19 protein-coding genes are annotated in these 22,373 nt (G+C 57.5%); 11 read left to right on the top strand and 8 right to left on the bottom strand.

What is annotated here, in order from left to right; all coding sequences use genetic code 11:
* Window positions 1-66: 66 nt before the first annotated feature.
* Complete coding sequence (gene aldA / locus FY046_RS00155; protein WP_167863824.1) at window positions 67-1,506, bottom strand: aldehyde dehydrogenase; 1,440 nt, start codon at window positions 1,504-1,506, stop codon at window positions 67-69.
* Window positions 1,507-1,579: 73 nt separating this feature from the next.
* Between aldA and FY046_RS00150 the strand changes: the two genes are divergently transcribed.
* Both FY046_RS00150 and rhaT read left to right on the top strand, forming a co-directional pair.
* Window positions 1,580-1,750 (top strand): hypothetical protein, encoded by a 171-nt coding sequence (locus FY046_RS00150; protein ID WP_167863825.1) that lies wholly within the window; start codon window positions 1,580-1,582, stop codon window positions 1,748-1,750.
* A gap of 137 nt (window positions 1,751-1,887) precedes the next feature.
* Entirely contained in the window at window positions 1,888-2,922 is a 1,035-nt protein-coding gene (gene rhaT, locus FY046_RS00145; protein ID WP_133841967.1) for an L-rhamnose/proton symporter RhaT, read from the top strand.
* Between the two features lie 771 nt (window positions 2,923-3,693).
* Here the strand turns inward: rhaT and rhaR are convergent.
* Together rhaR and rhaS are read right to left on the bottom strand one after the other, a co-directional pair.
* Window positions 3,694-4,557, bottom strand: coding sequence for an HTH-type transcriptional activator RhaR (gene rhaR / locus FY046_RS00140; protein ID WP_133841968.1), 864 nt, complete (start codon window positions 4,555-4,557; stop codon window positions 3,694-3,696).
* A gap of 11 nt (window positions 4,558-4,568) precedes the next feature.
* Window positions 4,569-5,390 (bottom strand): HTH-type transcriptional activator RhaS, encoded by an 822-nt coding sequence (gene rhaS / locus FY046_RS00135; protein ID WP_133841969.1) that lies wholly within the window; start codon window positions 5,388-5,390, stop codon window positions 4,569-4,571.
* Between the two features lie 298 nt (window positions 5,391-5,688).
* Between rhaS and rhaB the strand changes: the two genes are divergently transcribed.
* Genes rhaB through rhaM form a run of 4 tightly spaced genes read left to right on the top strand, consistent with a single transcriptional unit; the run spans window position 5,689 to window position 9,570 of the window.
* Entirely contained in the window at window positions 5,689-7,161 is a 1,473-nt protein-coding gene (gene rhaB, locus FY046_RS00130; protein ID WP_167863826.1) for a rhamnulokinase, read from the top strand.
* The gene (locus tag FY046_RS00125) at window positions 7,158-8,414 is read left to right on the top strand and encodes an L-rhamnose isomerase (protein ID WP_133841971.1); all 1,257 of its coding nucleotides are present in this window, start codon (window positions 7,158-7,160) and stop codon (window positions 8,412-8,414) included. The genes rhaB and FY046_RS00125 overlap by 4 nt, the downstream gene beginning before the upstream one ends.
* A gap of 9 nt (window positions 8,415-8,423) precedes the next feature.
* The gene (gene rhaD / locus FY046_RS00120) at window positions 8,424-9,266 is read left to right on the top strand and encodes a rhamnulose-1-phosphate aldolase (RefSeq protein WP_133841972.1); all 843 of its coding nucleotides are present in this window, start codon (window positions 8,424-8,426) and stop codon (window positions 9,264-9,266) included.
* Complete coding sequence (gene rhaM, locus FY046_RS00115) at window positions 9,256-9,570, top strand: L-rhamnose mutarotase (protein ID WP_167863827.1); 315 nt, start codon at window positions 9,256-9,258, stop codon at window positions 9,568-9,570. Before rhaD ends, rhaM begins: the two co-directional genes overlap by 11 nt.
* A gap of 763 nt (window positions 9,571-10,333) precedes the next feature.
* Here the strand turns inward: rhaM and hpxO are convergent.
* Window positions 10,334-11,491: an FAD-dependent urate hydroxylase HpxO gene (gene hpxO / locus FY046_RS00110; protein WP_133841974.1), complete on the bottom strand. Its 1,158-nt coding sequence runs from the start codon at window positions 11,489-11,491 to the stop codon at window positions 10,334-10,336.
* Window positions 11,492-11,744: 253 nt separating this feature from the next.
* Here hpxO and FY046_RS00105 point away from each other — a divergent pair, with 253 nt between their 5' ends.
* A complete protein-coding gene (locus tag FY046_RS00105) occupies window positions 11,745-12,377 on the top strand; it encodes a hypothetical protein (protein WP_167863829.1) in 633 nt (210 codons plus the stop codon).
* Here FY046_RS00105 and FY046_RS00100 read toward each other — a convergent pair.
* The 3 genes from FY046_RS00100 to FY046_RS00090 are packed head-to-tail and all read right to left on the bottom strand — an operon-like array spanning window position 12,369 to window position 16,521.
* A complete protein-coding gene (locus tag FY046_RS00100; RefSeq protein WP_133841976.1) occupies window positions 12,369-13,553 on the bottom strand; it encodes an MFS transporter in 1,185 nt (394 codons plus the stop codon). The genes FY046_RS00105 and FY046_RS00100 overlap by 9 nt on opposite strands.
* Window positions 13,550-14,542, bottom strand: a complete 993-nt coding sequence (locus FY046_RS00095; protein WP_167863830.1) for a methyltransferase — start codon at window positions 14,540-14,542, stop codon at window positions 13,550-13,552. The genes FY046_RS00100 and FY046_RS00095 overlap by 4 nt, the downstream gene beginning before the upstream one ends.
* The gene (locus FY046_RS00090; protein ID WP_446185576.1) at window positions 14,539-16,521 is read right to left on the bottom strand and encodes a TonB-dependent receptor; all 1,983 of its coding nucleotides are present in this window, start codon (window positions 16,519-16,521) and stop codon (window positions 14,539-14,541) included. Before FY046_RS00090 ends, FY046_RS00095 begins: the two co-directional genes overlap by 4 nt.
* 120 nt (window positions 16,522-16,641) lie before the next feature.
* On the opposite strand from FY046_RS00090, the gene FY046_RS00085 reads away from it, so the two are divergent.
* The 3 genes from FY046_RS00085 (at window position 16,642) to FY046_RS00075 (ending at window position 18,558) form a co-directional block, all read left to right on the top strand.
* The gene (locus FY046_RS00085; RefSeq protein ID WP_421504468.1) at window positions 16,642-17,568 is read left to right on the top strand and encodes a helix-turn-helix domain-containing protein; all 927 of its coding nucleotides are present in this window, start codon (window positions 16,642-16,644) and stop codon (window positions 17,566-17,568) included.
* A 69-nt stretch (window positions 17,569-17,637) separates the two neighbouring features.
* Entirely contained in the window at window positions 17,638-18,084 is a 447-nt protein-coding gene (locus tag FY046_RS00080; protein ID WP_212815436.1) for a DUF441 domain-containing protein, read from the top strand.
* 48 nt (window positions 18,085-18,132) lie between these two features.
* Complete coding sequence (locus tag FY046_RS00075; RefSeq protein WP_133841981.1) at window positions 18,133-18,558, top strand: hypothetical protein; 426 nt, start codon at window positions 18,133-18,135, stop codon at window positions 18,556-18,558.
* 716 nt (window positions 18,559-19,274) lie between these two features.
* On the opposite strand, the gene FY046_RS00070 is transcribed toward FY046_RS00075, so the two are convergent.
* Window positions 19,275-20,549, bottom strand: coding sequence for a Glu/Leu/Phe/Val family dehydrogenase (locus tag FY046_RS00070; RefSeq protein WP_159336605.1), 1,275 nt, complete (start codon window positions 20,547-20,549; stop codon window positions 19,275-19,277).
* A gap of 400 nt (window positions 20,550-20,949) precedes the next feature.
* Between FY046_RS00070 and FY046_RS00065 the strand changes: the two genes are divergently transcribed.
* Window positions 20,950-22,290: a D-serine ammonia-lyase gene (locus FY046_RS00065; protein WP_227534537.1), complete on the top strand. Its 1,341-nt coding sequence runs from the start codon at window positions 20,950-20,952 to the stop codon at window positions 22,288-22,290.
* Window positions 22,291-22,373 lie beyond the last annotated feature (83 nt).

Raw genomic sequence — 22,373 nt, 5'->3', positions numbered from 1 at the left:
AGATAAGGACAGAGGGCGATCGGAAAAAATGATCGCCCCCTACGGTGAATACGCCAGCAATATGGGTTACTGGTATTGCAGATACGCGACGTGGGTTTGCAGATATTCCTCCAGACCATGACGGCCATCGGCCCCACCGATGCCGGACTTACGCCAGCCCGCGTGGAAGCCCTGCATGGCTTCGAAGTGCTCGCGGTTGATATAGGTTTCACCAAACTTAAGCTGCTTCAGGGCCAGCATCGCGGTGTTCAGATTCTGGGTAAAAATGGAGGAGGTGAGACCATATTCACTGTCGTTGGCCAGCGCAATGGCTTCATCCAGCGTGCTGAACTTCATCACCGGCAGCACCGGGCCAAAGGTCTCTTCCTGCATGATATTCATCTTTTGCCCGACATGGGTCAGCAAGGTGGGTTCGAAGAAGAAACCGGTGTTGCCTGAACGCTTGCCGCCTGTCACCACCTTTGCCCCGGCAGCCACCGCATCCGCCACTTTTTTTTCCACGCGTTGCAGTGCTGCCGCCGTGATCAGTGGCCCCATGTCCAGACCTTTTTGGCTGGCCGGGTCGCCCCAGGTGACCTGCTTAAAGGCAGCACTGAGACGTTCAACCACCTCGTCATATACCCCATCCTGCACGTAGAGGCGTTCTGCGCAGTTACACACCTGCCCGGTATTGATCATGCGTGATGCCACAATCGCTTTTACCGCCAGATCGAGATCGGCGTCGTTCATAATGATGGCCGGGGCTTTGCCACCCAACTCCAGCGAGACCCTGGTAATGTTCTTTGCCGCCGCCTGCATGGTGGCGATCCCGGCACCCACGCTGCCGGTCAGGCTGACCAGTCCGACCTTCGGGTTTGCGGCCAGTTCGTGACCGACCACCGGGCCGTAGCCGGTAACCAGGTTAAACACCCCGGCAGGCAGACCAATCTCATCAACAATCTGCGCAAAGATAATCGCGTTGTTCGGGGTCAGTTCACTCGGTTTGACCACGATGGTGTTGCCCGTTAACAGGGCCGGCGCGGCTTTACGGGCAATCAGGAAAAACGGGAAGTTCCACGGCAGAATCCCTGTCGTGACGCCAATCGCTTTCTTAAATACCAGGATGTTCTCCTGCGGGCGATCGCTTTGCACGATCTCACCTTCATAGCGGCGCGCCCATCCGGCCATATAGTCCAGATAGTCCGCGGTAAAGAACACTTCCGTTTCGGCGAGCTCCTGGGTTTTTCCCCCTTCGGCAACGATGGTGGCGGTCAGATCTGCGGCACGCTGGCGCACACCCTGGGCGATTTTTTGCAACCAGTTACCGCGCTCAATAGCGGGCAGCGCTTCCCAGGCGGGCTGGGCCGCCTCTGCCGCATCAATAGCACGCTGCGCATCTTCTGCGCTGCCTTCAGGAATGCGCGACAGCACGGCTTCGGTTGCCGGATTGATCACTTCTATCCAGCGATCGGCGCGATTTTCGACAAACTCACCATTGATATACATGTGTTGCTGAACTGGGTTCATGGCTGATTCTCCGTGACACACTTTTTATAGGGTTGTTAATTAACAGCGCAAAAACTGTTGCAGGTCTGAGAAGGTGCAACAGCTGGCGGTGAATCACCTTGATGTGGCTGCCATCAATGAGAGCTGGCTGGCAAAAACGGCAAGAACCCCATGCCTGCGCTGGCATTATTTATATTTAGTGATGAATATGAGTGGCTTAGGAAAAAATCACGATTTAGCACGTTGCAGCGAATCAGATGATTGATTTGTGACAGCGGAGGGGAGAAGGTGCTCAATTTTGCCAGGTTTGGTGCCAGAGGGGCAACCAGCCTAAGGTTGAGCACCTGACCTTCTCCGTAGACTCCTTCGTCATCAGGGCAAACAACAACGAAGGATTAAAAAATGAGTGAAGCCATTGTCTCCGGTATTTTGTGGCATCTGGTCGGGGCCGCAAGTGCTGCCTGCTTTTATGCACCGTTCAAAAAAGTGCGCAACTGGTCATGGGAAACCATGTGGTCGGTGGGGGGGATCATGTCGTGGATCGTGCTCCCCTGGGCCGTCAGTGCGATCCTGCTGCCCAACTTCTGGGCCTACTACAGCGCGTTCTCGCTTGAACAGTTGATGCCTGTCTTCCTGTTCGGCGCGATGTGGGGGATTGGTAACATTAACTACGGTCTGACCATGCGTTATCTCGGTATGTCGATGGGCATTGGTATTGCCATCGGCATCACTTTGGTGGTCGGAACGTTAATGACGCCGCTGCTTCAGGGGCGCTTTGTGGAGCTGTTCAGTTCTGCCGGTGGACGATTGACGCTGCTGGGCGTGCTGGTTGCTCTTGCAGGCGTGGCGATCGTCTCCCGTGCCGGGTTGTTAAAAGAACGGGCAATGGGCATCACTGCGGAAGAGTTCAACCTGAAAAAAGGGCTGGTACTGGCGGTGATGTGTGGGATTTTCTCGGCCGGGATGTCCTTTGCCATGGACGCCGCCAAACCGATGCATGAAGCGGCAGCGGCGCTGGGTATCGATCCGCTATACGTGGCGTTACCGAGTTACGTGGTGATTATGGGCGGTGGTGCGCTGGTTAACCTTGGTTTCTGTTTTATCCGTCTGGCGACCAAATCAAACCTGTCAGTGAAAGCGGACTTCTCTGTGGCGAAATCATTGCTGATTGCCAACGTTTGTCTGTCACTGCTCGGCGGCATCATGTGGTATCTGCAGTTCTTCTTCTATGCCTGGGGCCATGCACGCATTCCGGCGCAGTATGACTTTGTCAGCTGGATGCTGCACATGAGCTTCTACGTCTTGTGTGGTGGTCTGGTGGGTCTGGTTCTGAAAGAGTGGAATAACGTGGGGCGTAAGCCGGTGCGGGTCCTTAGCGTGGGATGCTTCGTGATTATTATTGCCGCCAACATTGTTGGTCTGGGTATGGTTTCCTGATCTGGGAGAGAGCCCTGGGACTCTCTGGCTTGCTGTCAGTTTAAGGTCAAGGTCAAGGTCAAGGTCAAGGGCGTTTCGCTTTCCCGCTGCGCGGGCGAAGCGACAAGGGGCGGCCAGTCGCCGCCGCCCCTTGACCCCGGGCTTGCGGCAGGCGCCGCGCCCGTTTCACGGGTACCTTCGTCAGTTCCGTTCACCGACGGACCGCTCGTGACGGCACTTCCCTGTGCCGGCCCGAGCTTTCACCGCCGTCCTGGCGGTTCATCCTGGTTCACATCACTTCCTCAGCGCAGCTTAATTGCCGCCTCAACATCAAAACCCAGGTCAAACCCTAAAACCCAAATTTTAAAAAAAACAAAATGACCAAAAGCCCAGAAAGGCTTTTTGTGTCTGGTCTGTCTGACTTGTCTTTGATTATTCTTTTGACGTGGATGTTGACCTTTTGAGCGGCAATTAAGCCTCGCCGAAGGAGGGCGGATTTCCAGGACGAGCCGACAGGACGTCGGCGAGAGGGTTAGCCGGGACAGGGATGTCCCGTCACGCCCGGTCCGGCGGGAAAGCCGACCGACTGAGGGAACCCGCGTCAAGCGGGCGATGCGCCTGCCGCAGCCCGGATTCCTAAGGGCGGGGCGACTGCCGTCCTTAGGTCGCTTCGCCCACGAAGTGGGAAAGCGAAACGCCCTTGACCTTAAGACCTTGACCTGGGCTTGACCTGGCCTTGGCTCAAGCTCAAGCCCCTGACCTTATGCCTCAAAGGTCAACCCTCCATGGCCATCAGGCCTTTTCCGGCCGAACGTGCAAAGCGGAAGGACGCACAAATCGCTGGCGCCAGGCGCTGGGGGTCAGCCCGGTATCACGGGTGAACACCACGGAAAAGTAATTACTGTCATCAAAGCCGCAACGTGCGGCCACTTCACCGATCAGACATTCGCTGGTACGCAACAGGTGCTTCGCCTGGCATAGCTGCAACTGACGTAAATAGTGCCCGATAGTCATGCCAGTTTGCTGACGGAAGAGTTGTTTCAGCGCACGCTCTGACAATTGGTGCTGGCCACAAAAGGTGGCAAGGTCAAAGGGGACAGCAATCTGCCCCTGAATCGCGGCCATCAGCAGATCGAGCTGTTCTCCCTCCGGCATCTGCCAGGCCCGATCGGACGCATAACGATGGCGTTGCAACACTAAGGCCAGCTGTAAAAACAGCGCCTCCGTCAGCTGACGTGACAGCACATCACTCTTCCTGCTTTCCTGTTCAAGCTGCTGGATCACGCCACGCGCCAACGCCATGCCGCGTGTGGTTAAACGCCAGGCGGCGGATTCACGCGGGGGAATAAGTTGCTGCCAGTCGAGGCTCAGTTGAAAACGCTCCGGGCAGTAAAGAATATTATCCAGCGCCAGTTCATTGACCGATTCATAGCTGTGGCAGTCATTGGCATTCAGATAGAAAATATCACCGCAGGTGATCAGCCAGGGGCGGTCATTCATCACGTGCAGGCCATTACCGCGCCAGACCAGCACAATCTCATTGAATTCGTGGACGTGAGGCGGGAATGAGGGTTGAGAGGTGCGTTCAGCCACCGCGACAGGCATCTGTTCAGAAGGGAAGTAGTCAGCTTTTGCCAGTCGCAGGGGAGCGGTCACGGGTCACCTCATCAGTCATTTTGTCGCAGTGTACGTGGAGAAAGGCCAAATTCACGCTTGAACAGCGTAGAAAAGTGATTGCTGTCACCAAAACCGCAGTGAAACGCAATATCTGTCACCCGCATTTCACTGTGACGCAGCAGGTGGCGTGCTTCCAGCAATCGCAGCCGATTAAGGTAACGTTGAGGTGTGCTGCCGGTCTGCTGTTTCAACTGGCGGTGGAGCGTGCGCAGCGACAGCGAAAAACGGTCGGCAAGATTTTCCCAGTCCACATCCTCACTGTAGTGATCCGCCAGCCAGTCCAGCAGACCACGCAGGCGACTGTCCTGATCGTCGTTGCTGGCGCTGCCCCCCTGGCGTAACAGCAACAGCAGACGCATAAAATGCATCTCCTGCTCTGCCTGGCAGGCCAGGCTGTCACTGAGCGGTGGCTGCTCTAACTGCTCGATTAACTGCCTGGCCTGGGCCAGCACCTTGTTGCCGATACGCCAGTGCGAGGGGTAGTTTCCGTCCTGCTCCTGCGGTAGCAGATGCTGCAGGCCGGAGAGAAAACGAAAGGATTCCGGCCCGCGATAGAGCACGTTGGTCAGGCACAGATTTTCCGTTTGCTCATACAGATGGCGATCATGGCTGCGTACAAAGCAGACGCAGCCGCTGCATAAAGGCTGTGACTGGCCGTTAAAAACATGAATACCTGCCCCCTGTTCAACAATGACAATTTCATGAAAATCATCATGATAATGCTCCGGGAACACCCCTTGTGGCGCACGGGGTTCAATGGCGACCGGGAAATGCCCTGTCGGGAAGAAATCAGCGCTGTGTAACACGGTCATGATCGTTTCCTCTTTAACATATCAGCAACAGAGTCTACGCAGCGTGATGGCAGCCCACCTTGAATTTTTGACAGCGAAAGCGACTATCCCGGTGATATTTTTAAGAAAGTGGGGGAAAGAGTGAGAAATGAGGGCAGGGTCACATCCCGTGATTCTGCGTGCCAGTAATCAAATTGTGATCTGCTTCACGTTCATCTTTGCCAGGCTGCCAGCGGTCAGATCCGGCTGGCAGTAGCGAGAAGGTGGCAAAATCAGGCTCTTTTACACTGGTGACATTGAATCATCAGGAAGCGAACACATGAGCCTTCGTCACTTTGTCGCCATCGATCTTGGCGCGTCCAGCGGCCGCGTTATGCTGGCCCGTCACGACTCAGAAAGCGGTGCGATGACGCTGAATGAAGTCAGCCGCTGCGTAAACCAGCTGGTCACCGTTGATGACCATCAGTGCTGGGATCTTGATGCACTGGAACAGTTTATTACTGACGCACTGGAAAAAATCGACCGCCAGGGCATCGTGCCCGAAAGCATCGGGATTGATACCTGGGCGGTCGACTATGTGCTGCTGGATGCGCAGGGGAACCGGGTGGGTCTACCCGTGGCCTATCGCGATGACCGTACCCAGGGCGTGATGGCACAGGCCTGCCGTGAACTCGGCCATGACCGTATTTATCAGCGCACCGGCATCCAGTTCCTGCCGTTTAACACCCTGTATCAACTGCGTGCACTGTGCCGTGATGCCGCGCCAGAACTGGCGCAGGTGGCACATGCACTGATGATCCCTGACTACCTGCATTACCGCCTGACGGGTGAACTTAACTGGGAATACACCAACGCCACCACCACGCAAATGCTGAACATCACCAGCGGTGAGTGGGACGCGGATCTGCTGCGCTGGAGCGGGGCGAACCCGTCATGGTTTGGCAAACCGTCACAGCCAGGTAAACGCGTCGGGGGCTGGACCAGCCCGTCAGGCAAGGTGATCCCGGTGGTGGCCGTTGCCACCCACGACACCGCCAGTGCCGTACTGGCGACGCCGCTGGCGGGTGACAATGCGGCTTACCTCAGTTCCGGCACCTGGTCATTAATGGGCTTTGAAAGCCGTCTGCCCTTTACCTGTCAGGCTGCCCAGGATGCCAATATCACCAACGAAGGCGGGGCCGAAGGGCGCTTCCGGGTGTTGAAAAACATTATGGGTCTTTGGCTGCTCCAGCGTGTGTGTAGCGAGCTGGCCATCACCGATCTCTGTCAGTTGATTGCGGATGCGGAGCAGCAGCCAGCCTGTCAGTGGCTGATTAACCCGAATGACGATCGCTTTATTAACCCACCCAGCATGGTACGTGAAATTCAGGACGCCTGCGCCGGGCAGCGAATGCCGGTGCCGGGCACCCCAGCTGAGCTGGCGCGTTGCATCTTTGACAGCCTGGCATTCTGCTACCGCCAGGTGTTGCAGGAGCTGGAACAGCTGCGCGGTGCGCGCTTCAGCCAGCTGCATATTGTCGGCGGCGGCTGCCAGAATCCATTTCTTAATCAGCTATGTGCCGATGCCTGTGGCATTCCGGTGTTCGCTGGCCCGGTGGAGGCCTCCACGTTGGGCAATATCGGCTGCCAGCTGATTACCGCCGGTGCGGTGGCCGATGTCACGGCTTTCCGCCAGCAGCTTGGCCAGCATTTCCCTCTTATCCGTTTTGACTCTCACGGGAGTGATGTGTTTCGCCGCAATCTGGCGCGTTTCGTGTCACTCACCTCTTCAGCAAAGGAGCTATGTATATGACCCAGGCCATCGAGCAGGCTTTCGTCCTGGCGAAACAGCGTTTCGCCGATATCGGTGTGGATGTAGAAGCCGCACTGTCACAGCTCGACCAACTGCCCGTTTCCATGCACTGCTGGCAGGGCGACGATGTGCGCGGTTTTGAAAACCCGCAGGGCGCACTGACGGGCGGTATTCAGGCCACGGGCAACTATCCTGGCCGCGCACGTAATGTGGAAGAGTTGCGTTCGGACCTTGACCAGGCGATGGCGCTGATCCCCGGCCCGAAACGTCTCAACCTGCACGCGATCTATCTGGAAAGCGAGCAGGCCGTCAAACGCAATGAAATCAAACCACAGCATTTTGCCGGGTGGGTCGCGTGGGCGCGCGATCGCCAGCTGGGGCTGGATTTTAATCCCAGCTGCTTTTCGCATGAGCTGAGTGCTGATGGCTTTACCCTGGCGCACAACAATGCCGAAATCCGTCAGTTCTGGATTGAGCACTGTCAGGCGAGCCGCAAGGTGTCGGCTTACCTGGGGGAGCAGCTCGGTACGCCCTCAGTGATGAATATTTGGGTGCCGGATGGCATGAAAGATCTGACCGTGGATCGCCTTGCGCCACGTCAGCGCCTGATGGAATCCCTGGATGAAGTGATCGGCGAAAAACTCAACCCGGCTCACCATATTGATGCCGTCGAAAGCAAGCTGTTCGGCATTGGCGCCGAGAGCTACACCGTGGGTTCGAACGAGTTTTGCCTCGGTTATGCCGCCAGCCGCCAGATCGCGCTGACGCTGGATGCCGGTCACTTCCATCCGACCGAAGTGATCTCCGATAAGATCTCTACCGCGATGCTGTATGTGCCACGCCTGCTGCTGCATGTCAGCCGCCCGGTACGCTGGGACAGCGACCACGTGGTGCTGCTGGATGATGAAACCCAGGCGATTGCCAGCGAAATCGTGCGTCAGCGTCTGTTTGATAAGGTGCACATCGGCCTCGACTTCTTTGATGCCTCCATCAACCGTATTGCGGCCTGGGTGATCGGCACGCGCAATGCCAAAAAAGCGCTGCTGCGTGCACTGCTGGAACCGGTCGATATGCTGAAAACGCTGGAAAACGACGGGGATTACACGGCGCGTCTGGCGCTGCTGGAAGAGCAAAAATCCCTGCCCTGGCAGGCCGTGTGGGAAACCTGGTGTCTGCGCCACGATGTCCCGGCGGGTGCCAGCTGGTTAAACGACGTCCGTCATTACGAACAACAGATTCTCAGCCAACGTTAAGGGTATGACATGCAAAAAATTATCAACGCCTGGTTTGTCCAGGGAATGGTCAAAGCGACTACGGATATGTGGCTGAAGGGCTGGGATGAACGTAACGGCGGTAACGTCTCGCTGCGCCTGCTGGACGAAGAAGTTCAGCCGTTTGCGGCAGACTTTGACCGTCAGCCGCGTACGCTGGAACTGAGCCAGCCTGCACCTCAGCTGGCCAATGACTGGTTCCTGGTGACCGGTTCGGGCAAGTTTTTCCGCAATGTGCAGCTCGATCCGGCTGACTGTCTGGTACTGCTGCGCGTCAGCGAAGATGGCCGCGCCTTTACCATCCACTGGGGCCTGACCAACGGTGGTGTTCCTACCTCTGAGCTGGCATCACACTTCCAGTCGCACAGTGTGCGTAAGCAACTGACCAACGGCGCGGATCGTGTGATTATGCACTGCCATGCCACCCACTTTATGGCGTTAAGCTATGTGGTGGATTTGGATTCAGCCAGCTTCACTCGCCTGTTATGGGAAGGCAGCACCGAGTGTCTGGTGGTGTTCCCGGATGGTGTAGGGATTGTGCCGTGGATGGTGCCGGGCACCGATGGGATTGGCCGTGCAACGGCTGAGAAAATGCAGTCACATACGTTGGTGATGTGGCCGTTCCACGGTATTTTTGGTGCGGGACCGACCCTCGACGAAACCTTTGGCCTGATTGATACCGCTGAGAAGTCATCCGAAGTGGTGGTGAAAGTGCTGTCGATGGGCGGTATGAAGCAGAGCATAACGACTGAAGAACTGGTGGCGCTGGGTGAACGTTTCGGTGTGCAACCCTGGCGCGCGGCGCTGGAGGCGAAGCATAACCATGTTGCGTAAAGCGTTTGTGATGCAGGTGCATCCTGATAAGCACCAGGAGTATCAGCAGCGACATAATCCGATCTGGCCGGAGCTGGCGCAGACGCTGAAGGATCACGGCGCGCACCATTACAGTATTTTTCTGGATGCGCCGCGCAATCTGCTGTTTGCGGTGGTGGAGGTGGAGTCAGAAGAACGTTGGAATGCTGTGGCTGAGACGGAGGTGTGCCAGCTCTGGTGGCAATCGATGTGTGAGTTGATGCCGTCGAATGCGGATCATAGTCCAGTGAGTGCAGAGTTAACGTCGGTGTTTTATCTGGCGTGAGGGGGCCGGTTCTCGGCTAAGCCCAGGGCCAGGTCAATGTCTTAAGGTCAACGTCAACGTCAACGTCAAGGGCGTTTCGCTTTCCCGCTATCGCGGGCGAAGCGACCCAGGGCGGCCAGTCGCCGCCGCCCTGGGGACCCGGGCTTGCGGCAGGCGCCGCGCCCGCTTTCAGCGGGTGCCTTCGCAAGCGTTGCTCACCGACGGACCGCTCGTGACGGCACATCCTTGTGCCGGCCCGAGCTTTCACCGCCGTCCTGGCGGTTCATCCTGGTTCACATCGCTTCCTCAGCGCAGCTTAATTGCCGCCTCAACATCAAAACCCAGGTCAAACCCTAAAACCCAAATTTAAAAAAATAAAATGACCAAAAGCCCAAAAAGGCTTTTTGTGTCTGGTTTGTCTGGTTTGTCTGACTTGTCTTTGATTGTTCTTTTGACCTGGCCGTTGACCTTTTGAGCGGCAATTAAGCCTCGCCGAAGGAGGGCGGATTTCCAGGACGAGCCGCCAGGACGGCGGCGAGAGGGTGAGCCGGGACAGGGATGTCCCGTCACGCCCGGTCCGGCGGGAAAACCGATCGACTGAGGGAACCCGCTTTAGCGGGCGATGCGGCTGCCGCAAACCCGGGGTCAAGGGGCGGCGGCGACTGGCCGCCCCTTGTCGCTCAGCCCGCGCAGCGGGAAAGCGAAACGCCCTTGACCTTGACCTGGCCGTAGACCTTGACCTTAAGACGTTGAACCGGCCTTTCGGGTCGACCGAAATAGAAGGTTACGCTAATGGCCCACCCTGAATCGTCTCACACATCCCACTGATAATGCGTTCCCCGGATTCCTGCCTCAGCCCGGCGTACCACTCCGCGGTTAACGCCGGGTCCTTCGCATGGGTCACATCGCAGCGCTTACGTGCTTTCAGCACCAGATCCTTCACCCGATCGGCTCGCTTATGCTGATAACGCAGCAGGGCATCCTCAATCCCCAGCGAGTTACTGTGCAGCGTCATCGCCAGAACCACCGCATCTTCCATCGCCGCACAGCCGCCCTGGCCGATATCCGGCGTGGTACTGTGTGCCGCATCCCCCAGCAGCGCCACACGGCCTTTAACCAACTGAGCGAAGGGCTCAATGTCGTGGATCTCCACGCGGTTGGTGGTTTCCGGATTCAGCTGCGCAATAAGCTGCTGCACCGGCGCTGCCCAGCCTGCGAAGTAACGGGATAAATCATCGCGCAGACTGATGCGATCTTCCGCTAACCCCTTCGGCAACGGCACGTCGAAGAAGAAGTAAAAGCGATTCCCCGCAATTGGCATCAGCGAAACACGTTTACCTTCACCCACAAAGGTCGTCCACTGGTTGGCCGGGGCCAGGGACTCATCAATCTCGACCAGCCCGTTCCAGTTCACATACCCCGCATATCGGCGCTCGGTGGCGTAACCCAGCACGGACTCGCGCACTACCGAGTGGGTGCCATCACAGGCAATCAGCAGATCCCCCTGTGCTTCACTGCCATCTTCAAAGAAAGCCGTGACGCCGTCACTTTGTTGTTCAACGCGACTCACGCGTTTACCGAACTGCACGTTATCAAAGCCCCAGGTATTCAGTAGCATCGACTGGAGTTCGGAACGCGCCACCGGGTAAGGGCGCTCGCCAGAATCCTGTACCAGCGCATCAAGGCTGAACTGCGTCAGGGTTTCCGCGCTCTGATAATCTTTATACGCCATATAATGCATCGGGCCGCCAATGGCGCGCAGGGCATCTTTCATCCCAAGATAGTTAAGGCATTTCACACCGTTGGGCCAGATGGAAATAGCCGCGCCGACCGGCTTAATCTCTTTCACCGCTTCATACACTTCGCTGTCGATCCCGCAGCGCTTCAGCGCAATCGCTGTACACATCCCACCAATACCGGCACCTATGATAATTGCTTTCATCCGTTCCTCCTCTCGATCTATATGTACAGGAAGCAATTTCCATACCAGCCTCTCATGGCACACTGCATGCTGCGCTGCGGGCCACCGATGCAAGAATGAAACAAAGGTTGCAACGATGTGCGGCGCAATAATGATGCAGTGCACGCTTATGGTGCTGTGATAGTGAAACTTTCGTTCGGGTGTGAATAGTTTCGCTGGCAATTTCTGTTATTTTTGCCAAAGTAACCTTCTGCCCCTTAAAAGAGATGCGGTTATGACCATCATTGCCTGCCTGCATGCAGCCAGAAGCAATATCGAGGTGTTTGAGCAGGCGTTAACCACGCTGGATTACGACGAGGTTGAACTGCTGCATCGTGTAGAGAGTGAGCTGTTTGCACAAACGCAGGGCGAACAGGGCATGACTCCCGAAATTGTGGCCGCTACGCGCCGTGCGATTGAAGAGTTGTGCCAGCAGGCCGATGCGGTCATTGTCACCTGTACCACATTGGGTGTGGCGGTGTGGGAAGCCGAGTTCAGTAAACCCGTACTGCGGGTGGATGCCACGCTGGCCAAAATCGCCTCTCGTTATCACGGCACGATCCTGGTGCTGTGTACCGCTCAGTCGACGCTGGAGTCGACCACGCAGTTGTTCAGCGCGTTTATCCCCGGCGATCGTCTGTATGTCGAGCTGGTGCCCCGTGCCTGGGCCTGGTTTAACCAGGGCGACATCGACGGTTATCATCAGCAAATTGCCGATTATATTCAGCAACGACCGGAATGCGCACTGGGCTGTATTGTACTGGCGCAGGCGTCGATGAGCGGAGCAGAGAAACGCGTGAACAGCACGCTGGCGGTACTGAGTGGCCCGCAGGTCAGTTTGCAGGCCGCTCTCGATCTCCTACACTAACAGGCGCTGACCGATGGCCTGGCGCTGGTGCCAGGCATATATCGCCACCAGCAGCGTCAGCAGCGCTAGCGTGGAGAGCATGGCTCCAGCGCCCAACCGGTCCAGCAGCAGCCCGCTGAACAGCGGCACCGTCAGGCGCGACAGCGTAAACAGACTGGCCTGCAAACCGTAATCCACCGCCCGATTTTCCGCACGGCTGAATGCCATCATCAGCATAAACATCAGTGCTGACAGTCCGCCAATCGCCGCCGCCATCAGCGTTGAAATTGCCAGCAGATAACGGGCAGGCAGTTGCCCAATCACACCCAGCGCCATCACGGCCAGCGAGAGGCTGGCAAAGGCCAGCCAGCCCGGCAGTGCCGCCGCCGCATTGCGGCGCGTCAGCCAGCGGGCGCTGAGTAAACTCACCACCGCTCCCAGTGCACTGCCACCAACACCGACCCAAAGGATCACCTGTTGCAGCGGTAGCCCGGCATCCAGCAGCAGGGGTTTCAGCCACAGCCAGCCGCAGCCGAGGAAGGGAAAGGCCAGCAGGCAGATCGGCAACCAGCTTTTACCGCCAGGCTGGTGCAGGAAACCCCGTACCGCCACGGCAGGATGGTCACCCCGGGCCGGTTCCGGCAGCAGACGTAATAGCAGTGCGCTGCTCAACGCCGCCGCACTCATCAGCCAGCAGGGAAGCGCCCAGCCATAGTGCTGCCATAGCAGCAGCATAACGCCGCTGCCCCCCACCGCACCGGCAAACAGCGCCGCCGCACGTACGCTGCCCGCCCGGGGTTGCTCGCCGTCATGAAACAGCGCGATGGCCAGCGCATTCACCGGCACATCGCACCAGGCCAACAGCAGGCTGCCCGCGAGCAGCAGCATAAACAGCACGGTTTTATCCTGCTGCAACGATATCTGGCTCAGCAGCGCAAACAGTGCCGCCAGCAACAGCCAAAGGAGGCTGCCCCAGTCTTTATAGCGCTGGCGAAACAGACGGCTGCGCTGCACCGGAAAGGCCAGCCACAGCTTGATCACGGCGGGCAGGGCGGCCAGCTGAAACAGCCCCAGTTCACTGCCGCTCCAGCCCTGCTGGTGCAGGATCAGCGGCAGCCCGAGCATCAGCCAGGTGACGGGCAGCGTCAGGCTGAAATTAAACCAGAAAAACAGCAGCTGTAATCCAGCGCGCCTCATGGTGTGGCGTCCTGAAACGCCACATGCACCATCAGCGGTGCCATCGGGAACGGATACGACTGGCAGCGGATACCGCTGAATCCGGCACCAGCCAGCATCTGCGTCATCTCGCCGTGATGGAACACATGTTTCCCGCGCAGTATCAGCGGCAGGAAGAAGGGCAGCACTTCGCGCGCCTGGTCGGGCTGTGGGCCAATTTCGGCATGGGCGGCGATCAACACGCCACCGGGGCGCAGCCGTGCCCGCAGCTGGCGTAATGTTTCCAGTGGATCAGCGACAAAATGCAGGAACGACGAGCACCAGATAATGTCGAAACGCTCCTCTGCTGTCAGCTCACTGCGCGCGCTAAAGCGGCCATCCAGCCCGGCGGCGCTGAGATTCTTTTGGGCAACGGCGGCGGTTAATGGCAGGTCCTGTACCACGCCGTGCAGCTGAGGATAGCGCTGCCCCAGCGCTGCGCTCACCAGACCGGGGCCACCCCCCATATCGAGCAGGGTTGCCGGGCGGGTAAAGTGCGGTAGCGTGGCGGCAATGGCGCAGGCCGTATCCGCTGTCAGCGCACGCTGTTCCTGAGCAATCTGCGTGCTGGCGGCTTCGGCCCAGGCCGCATCCTGCGCCAGCTGTGCGCTAAAGCCGGGCAGCGGTTGAGTGACCCGCGTCGGAAGCTGCTGGCCTAAAGCACGCAGTGAACGCAGACGATAACGCCAGGCATCACCCACATAGCGATCCCCCTGCGGGCAGAGCAACGCGTGTACCGCCTCCGTTACCCGATAACGATCGCCTTCGCGGTTCAGCCACCCGTCACTCCACAGCAGCTCCAGCAGCGGGGCCGTGGGGTCCGGGTGCCAGCTCAGCCGGGCAGCCAGCTGTGCCGCCGTTTGCGGCTGTTGCAAATGATGGAACAGGCGATGGTCGAGGGCCACCGCTAACGCATCGGCCATCACGCTACTGGCAGCCAGCCGGTCCAGGTGTTTGAGTACAGTATTCATAGTTGATAGCTCACTTTGAGGCCCATTTCACGCGCCGGGCTGTAAACACGTACGGTGCCGTTGATGTAGCCCACTGCGTCGTACTCTTTGTCCGTCAGATTATCGACGTACAGCGACACATCGAGGTCGCGCCAGGCATAGCCGATGGTCATATCCAGAACACCGTAGCCTGCCTGCTGATATTGATTAGCGGCATCGAGGAAGCTGCGGCCTACGCCGTGCCATTGCAGCTGGCTGTAAGCGCCGCTCTTGTGGTCGTAACGCAGACCAAGGCTGGCGGTGGCATCCGGGGCGAAGGGGTTATGGTTCCGGGCATAGTTATTCGCGCCGTCCTGATAACGGTCAAAGCGCGTATGGTTAAGGCCCAGCGAGCCCTGCACGCGCAGCTCTGGCAGCAAGGCGTAATCTGCCTCCAGCTCCCAGCCCGTCGAGCGGGCTTTGGCGGCATTGCCGATGTACACCACGCCCGCCTGAACGATCTGCTGCACCTGCATATCGCTGATATCCATCAGATAGATGGAGCTGCTGTAGCGCAGGCGTTTATCGTCGGACAGCCCTTTGATCCCCAGCTCCCAGGATTTCACTTTCTCCGGGTTGTAGGGGGCATACTGCGTGGCCGGGGAGAACAGGTTGAAACCTCCGGCACGGAAACCCTGGCTGTAGCTGGCGTACGTCTGGACGTCAGGCCGCCACTGGTATTGCAGGGCGATTTTCGGTGACAGGCTGTGCCAGCTGGCTTCGCGTTTGTCCACTGTTGAAGGCGTGACGCTGACAGCGCTGCGTTCGGCGCGACCGCCCAGCGTCAGGCTCCACGGCCCGCTCAGCGTCTGTGTCCATTCGCCAAACACCGCCTGCGTGTTACCGCGCTGCGCAATGCGTTGCTCAGTCAGCATCAGCGGCAGTTTCTGCTGATAGCGGAAATGATGATCGTCGGCGTCAAAATAGAGCCCGGCCAGCCAGCGGTGGCGGTCGCCTTCGCCCTGCAAGCGGAACTCCTGCGAACGGGTGGTCAGATGGTAGTCGCGTTGCAGGTGCAGACGGTCGGCAGCGATAAAGTCGGTGTCCTGCTGCACCCGATCCCAGAAGTCGCTCTGCGCACTGATGGAACGAAACTGCCAGCCGTTCTCCAGCAGATGGCGATAGTCGAGGGAGATCACGCTGGCACGGGAATGGTTCCAGGAATCGGTGCCGCTGTTGACCACCCGGTCACGGCTGGCGACCGGGCCCCACTGTGAACCGCCGTCGTGATAGTTCTTATGGCTGTAACGCAGCCGGAGATCGTCGGCATCGGTGGGCGTCCAGCGCAGTTGCAGCCGCTGGTTATCACGCTCACGGTCATCGGCTTTGCCGCCGCGCAGGGCATTATCAATGTCGCCATCCTGGGATTTCCACTCCCCGGCAACGGCCATATACAGCCGATCCTCAACCAGCGGCGTGCTGAAACTCCCGCGCAGCTGCTGACGGTTACGACTGCCATAGATCGCGTCGATCCTGCCGCGTTGCAGGTTGTCCGGGGTGCGGGTCACCACATTGATCACCCCGGCCTCGGCGTTACGGCCATAGAGCGAGGATTGTGGCCCACGCAGGATCTCCACGCGCTCCACGTCCATAAAGGCATTATCAAACCCCTGATTGGTCAGCTGCGGCACACCGTCTTCGGTCAGTAATACGGAGGAGGAGAAGCCGGTCGCACTGCCGCTCAGGCCGCGCATCACGGGCAGGTTGGTACCCGACTGTCCCCAGGGTTGAAACACCAGGCCAGGCGTGCGTGCCGCCAGCTGGCTTATCTCCTCCACCCGTTGTGCCTCCAGATCCTCGCCATACAGTACGGACAGTGAGGCAGGCACCTCGACGGCAGGCAGGGCCGTTTTGGTGGCGGTCACTACCATCTCATCGGCGGCGGTGTGAATAGTGGTATCGGTGGCGGCAGCAGCGATGCCGGGCAGGGCCAGCAATAGCCCCCAGTAACCTGTACTCATGGTGATCCTCATTGTTGTCGATAGCGCAGAAACGCCAACTATGCTATCTATAAATGAGAATGCTTATTATCCTCGTTTGTCTGCGAGGCGGTGATTTTACTCTGGGAAACGGTGAACCTGATGATCCAGCCTTTTCAGGGCACACAAAGCTATCGCGTCAGCGCCGCTGATGCGCAGGTGACGGGTGCCATCCGCGCATTACCGCCAACGGTCGGTGACTGTCGTTCGCATTTCACCACGCTTGCGGACGGCATGACGCTGGTGCGCTCGTTGTATCAACCTCAGCGGCCGCTGATTGAAGAAACCTGCAATCCTCATGCACAGCCGATGCTGGTGCTGACCTTCGGCCTGGCAGGCCATTCGGTTTATCAGGGGCGCGAAGGGCAGGAAACCCGCTTCAGCCAGCACTATCTGACCATGACCAGCTTCAACGGCAGCGTGGGCGAGCGGCACTATCGTGCATGCGAAACGGTCAGTCAGCTGCGTCTGCTGATTGGGGCCAGCGGCGTGAAACACTATTTTGGTGAAGAGGTGTGTGAATGCCTGTTCCGGCAGCCCATACTGACCCACCACGCCTGGACGCCGTTTAACCCGGCAACGGAAACGCTACTGGCACAGCTGGAAGCCAGCCGCCATGATCCGCTGATGCAGCAGATCCATGCGCTGAATCTGCTGGCGCTTTACCGGCATTTGCTCCTGTCTGCGGGGAACCGGCCGCTGCACCCCCAGGACGATCGGCGGCTGGAGCAGGCGCGGGAATGGATGCTGGCGCATCTGGCCGAGCCGTTCTCCCTCAGCACGCTGGCGATGGCGGTAGGGTTGAGTGATTACAAACTTAAGCAGGGTTTTCATCAGCGTTTTCATACGACGCCGGGACAGATGCTGTTACAGCTGCGCATGGAACAGGCGCACCGCCTGCTGGAGCAGGGATATCAGGTGGCGCAGGCGGGCTGGCAGGTGGGTTATCGCCATGCGAATAACTTCAGCGTGGCGTTTCATCGCTATTTTGGCCGTCATGCCAGCGCGGTGATGGGAAAAAAACAGTAGAGTCGATACGGAAAATGCTTATGCTGTTAGCACAAGATGTTATGTAACTGTTATTTCAGGAAGAGAAAAATGTTCGATCTGACCCTCATTATTCTGCTGTTTCTTGCCGCTTTGAGTTATTTCAGCCACAACCTCACTGTCACCATTGCCCTGTTAGTGCTGGTCGCCATCCGCATGACGCCGCTGCAACAAACGTTCCCGTGGATTGAAAAGCAGGGGGTAACGGTCGGGATCATTATTCTGACCATCGGCGTCATGGCACCCATTGCCAGCGGAACGCTGCCTTCCACCACCCTGATGCACTCCTTCCTGAACTGGAAATCACTGCTGGCGATTGCGGTGGGCATTTTTGTTTCCTGGGTTGGCGGGCGCGGCGTGGCATTAATGAGCAGCCAGCCTACCGTGGTCGGGGGGTTGCTGATTGGGACGATTATTGGCGTTTCGTTATTCCGTGGCGTTCCGGTTGGTCCGCTGATTGCCGCTGGCCTGGTCTCACTGATGATCGGGAAATCCTGAGCAAATATGTTATCCTGCCGCCAGAATTTTATCTGACAGAGAAACAGTGTGAGCACTAAACAAGATAAACGTAATAAACGCGCCAAACTGAAGCAGAAACAGGCCAATAAAACCCGCGCCCACGGTCGCCAGATGGATGCCATCGGTCGCCAGAACTATGAAGCGACGCCAGAGATGGTAGAACTGTTTGCCACGCTGCCGGAGCTGGATGAAAGCGGCGATATGCCGTTTGTCGTGCCGGTGTATCACTGGTCGCGGGCCGAGTATCAGTTTGATGGCAGCAATGACGAGGGCGATAAGCTCCAGGTTGCGGCATTGTGCGTGATGTACATTCACTGGAAAACCAGCGAGGGTGCAACCACTCTGGTGCAGAACGAACTGGTGGAAGCGGCACTGCGTCTGGTCGAAGAGAACGAGGCCTTTAAGCAGCGTTATCAGCAGGCAGAAGTGGAAGCCGGTATCAAAGAAGCCTAAAAAAAGGGCAGGCGCCCTACGGTGCCTGCCTAGTCATCCTGCCAACCCTACTTCAATTTATCCTTCTAGCCTTCATACTTTGAGCTGCAACGGCGTTGGCTGCGGCTGCGCGCCCCGGTCACATAGTTATCTATGCTCCCGGGGACTTACAGCCTTGCCGCCTTGTTGCAACTCAAATTATTTCGGCTAACTATTCTTGATACTTTCAGCTGCAACGGCGTTGGCTGTGGCTGCGCGCCCCGGTCATAGAGTTATCTATGCTCCCGGGGACTTACAGCCTTGCCGCCTTGTTGCAACTCAAATTATTTCGGCTAACTATTCTTCATACTTTGAGCTGCAACGGCGTTAGCTGCGTCTGCGCGCCCGGTCATAGAGTTATCTTAGTTGCGCTTTACGCGTTCGTCCCAGGCCTCACCCGGGTGCAACATGTACTCAGAACTATCAGTATTAATGATAGAAAACTATCGTTCCTTAACGGTTTAATGCTCACGCTGAGGCGAAACTGTCTGTTGTGGAGGGGCTCAGACTAAGTGAAAAGGAATTTAAATTCTATTTATTGTCACAATGAAATATAAATTCTTTGAAGTGTGTCAAAGTTAACAGAGGGAAATATCGGTCAATGATAGGTTTGATAGAAATTATCATCCACTCAAGGAGGTCAGGAGCGCTGGGGGAAGCGGGTAAAAGCGGGGTGGTGGAGACCACCCCGTTGGGGATCATCCAGGGTAGATGCCGCGATCTTTACGCGCCATCAGGATGCGTTCGCAGGCCACAATGTAGGCCGCTGTGCGCAGGCTGCAGGTTTTCTCTCGGGATTTATCCCAGACGTGGACCATCGCTTCGGTCATGATCTTATCCATGCGCTCATTGATTTCATCTTCGCTCCAGAAGAAGCTGGCCATATCCTGAACCCACTCAAAGTAACTGACGGTCACGCCGCCTGCGTTACAGACCACATCCGGCACCACGGTAATGCCGCGTTCCGCCAGCACATCATCGGCTTCCGGGAAGGTGGGGCCGTTAGCGCCTTCCAGCACCAGACGGCAGTGCAGTTTTTCCGCGCGCTGACGGGTGATCTGACCTTCCAGCGCTGCCGGGATCAGGATATCCATTTCAACGTCCCAGAAGGCCTCATCATCAATCACCTGCGCACCGCTGAACCCGGCAATCTTCTTGTTGGCCAACTGCCATTCGCTCAGTGCCACCAGGTCAATCCCCGCCGGGTTATACAGGGTGGCGGTATGATCCTGAATAACGATCACGCGGGCGCCTGCCTCATTAAACAGCCGCGCCGCTTCGCTACCCACGTTACCGAAACCCTGCACGGCGACTTTCGCCCCTTCAATCTCGATACCGCTGCGGCGTGCCACTTCGCGCCCGGTAATAAACACCCCGCGTCCGGTCGCTTTTTCACGGCCCAGAGAACCGCCAAGGTGAATCGGTTTGCCCGTGACCACGCCCGTGATCGTGGTGCCCTGGTTCATGGAATAGGTATCCATCATCCATGCCATCACTTTGGCATTGGTGCCCACGTCCGGCGCAGGAATATCTTTTTGCGGGCCGATAATCAGACCAATTTCGCTGGTATAGCGGCGAGTCAGGCGTTCAAGCTCACCTTCTGACAGGCTAAACGGATCAACACGAATCCCGCCTTTCGCCCCGCCGTACGGCAGGTTGACCGCTGCACATTTGATCGTCATCCAGGCAGAGAGCGCCATCACTTCGTTCAAATCGACGTTAGGATGGTAACGCACACCGCCTTTGCCCGGGCCGCGCGACAGGTTGTGCTGCACGCGGAAGCCTTCAAAGTGGCGAATGCTGCCATCGTCCATTTGCAGGGGAATATCAACAATCAGGGAACGTTTAGGGTGACGCAGGGTATCCACCCAGCGCGACAGGTCACCGAGATAAGGTGCGACACGATCGATCTGTTGTAAGTAAGTTGACCAGGCCGTTTTGCTGCCTTCAGAAACGTAAGAGAGCTTTTCCATAACAAACCTTTTTTGTTTAGCGCCTGTCCGTTTGGCGTATGACATAGCGGGCGGGTGGCGCTTAGTTATAAATACTGTAATACCGTGGATGGCTCAGTGCATCTCACTGAGTTGCCCCTAACTTAACATCAAAAAAAGGTTTCCAAGTTTTTAAAACATTGTGAAATTCTATGTTGATGAGGCATTTTTCAGGGTGTAAATGCATAGTTAGCAGGTCATATCGCATTGGCCTGTTACGCTGCCCGTTGGCAGGCGGTAATTATGCAGATAAAATGCATATCAGAATTTTCTTTATATTTTTCAGAAATTTGAATGCGATCAAACTTTGGGTTTTAACGCGCATGCCTGCGGCAATCGCCGGTCGTATCCCCGATTATGTTGAAAGACAGGAGAAGTCACCATGTTACCGGACGTCGAACATCTCAAACGGAACTTTCCACTGCTTAACACGCTATGCGCCTTACAACCGCTCACCTGGTTCAATCCCGCCACCACATCGCTGACCGAAGGCTATCCCCATGTCGGATTGACACGTGAACAGGTTGCCGATGCCAGCGCACGATTACAGCGTTTTGCCCCCTGGCTGATGGAGGCATTTCCGGAAACGCGAGCGCGGCAGGGGATTATCGAGTCTGATATCTGTGCGCTTCCACGGCTGCAGCCGATGCTGGATGCTCGTTACGGGCAAGTGCTTGCAGGTAAACTGTGGCTGAAAAAAGACAGCCATCTGCCGGTATCGGGGTCGATCAAAGCGCGCGGCGGCATTTATGAAGTGCTGGCCCATGCCGAGCAGTTGGCGCTATCCGCCGGACTCTTGACGCTGGACGAAGATTACCGTCGTCTTGCATCGCCTGACTGTCGTGCACTTTTCCGCCAGCAGCGGATTGCCGTTGGTTCAACCGGCAATCTTGGTCTGTCGATTGGCATCATCAGTGCCAGCCTGGGGTTTGATGTCACCGTGCATATGTCGGCCGACGCGCGTGCCTGGAAGAAGCAGAAACTGCGCGATCATGGCGTGAACGTGGTGGAATACCAGCAGGACTACGGCGTGGCGGTGGCCGAAGGGCGTCGTCAGGCGGCATCCGATCCACACTGTTTCTTCGTTGATGATGAGAACTCGCACAATCTTTTCCTCGGCTATGCGGTGGCCGGAGAACGGCTGAAACAGCAGTTTGCCGCTGAGAATATAACCGTGGATGCCGACCATCCGCTGTTTGTTTATCTGCCCTGTGGCGTGGGGGGCGGCCCCGGTGGCGTGGCCTTCGGCCTGAAGCTGGCTTTTGGCGATCACGTGCATTGTGTTTTTGCCGAACCGACGCATTCTCCCTGCATGCTGCTGGGGGTCCACACCGGGCTGCACGATGCGATCTCGGTGCAGGATCTGGGCATTGATAATCGCACGGCAGCCGATGGCCTGGCCGTGGGGCGCGCTTCCGGTTTTGTCGGGCGTGCCATGGCGCGGCTGCTCAGCGCCTTTTATACGCTGAGCGACGAGGAAATGTACGCTCTGTTGGGGTTATTGCAGCAGCATGAGTCGCTGGCATTAGAACCTTCGGCACTGGCCGGAATGTGCGGGCCGTGGCGCATCAGCGCTGAACCGCAGCACCTGGCAAAGCAGGGCATCAGCGCCTCATCGCTTGCCCGTGCCACACATCTGGTGTGGGCAACAGGCGGCGGTATGGTGCCGGAAAGCGAAATGGCGCACTACCTCGCGCAGGCTCAGAGGGTGCTCACTCCCTGAGCAAAGCGTGGTGATAACGTGACGGGATAACGATAAGAATGTTTCGGCACTTTGCCTGAACCGGCATACGCGGTATTCTAACG

The organism is Erwinia sp. 1181_3, assembly GCF_052824965.1.
The sequence above is the reverse complement of the archived record's forward strand: the minus strand, read 5'-3'. Positions and strand labels throughout refer to the sequence as shown.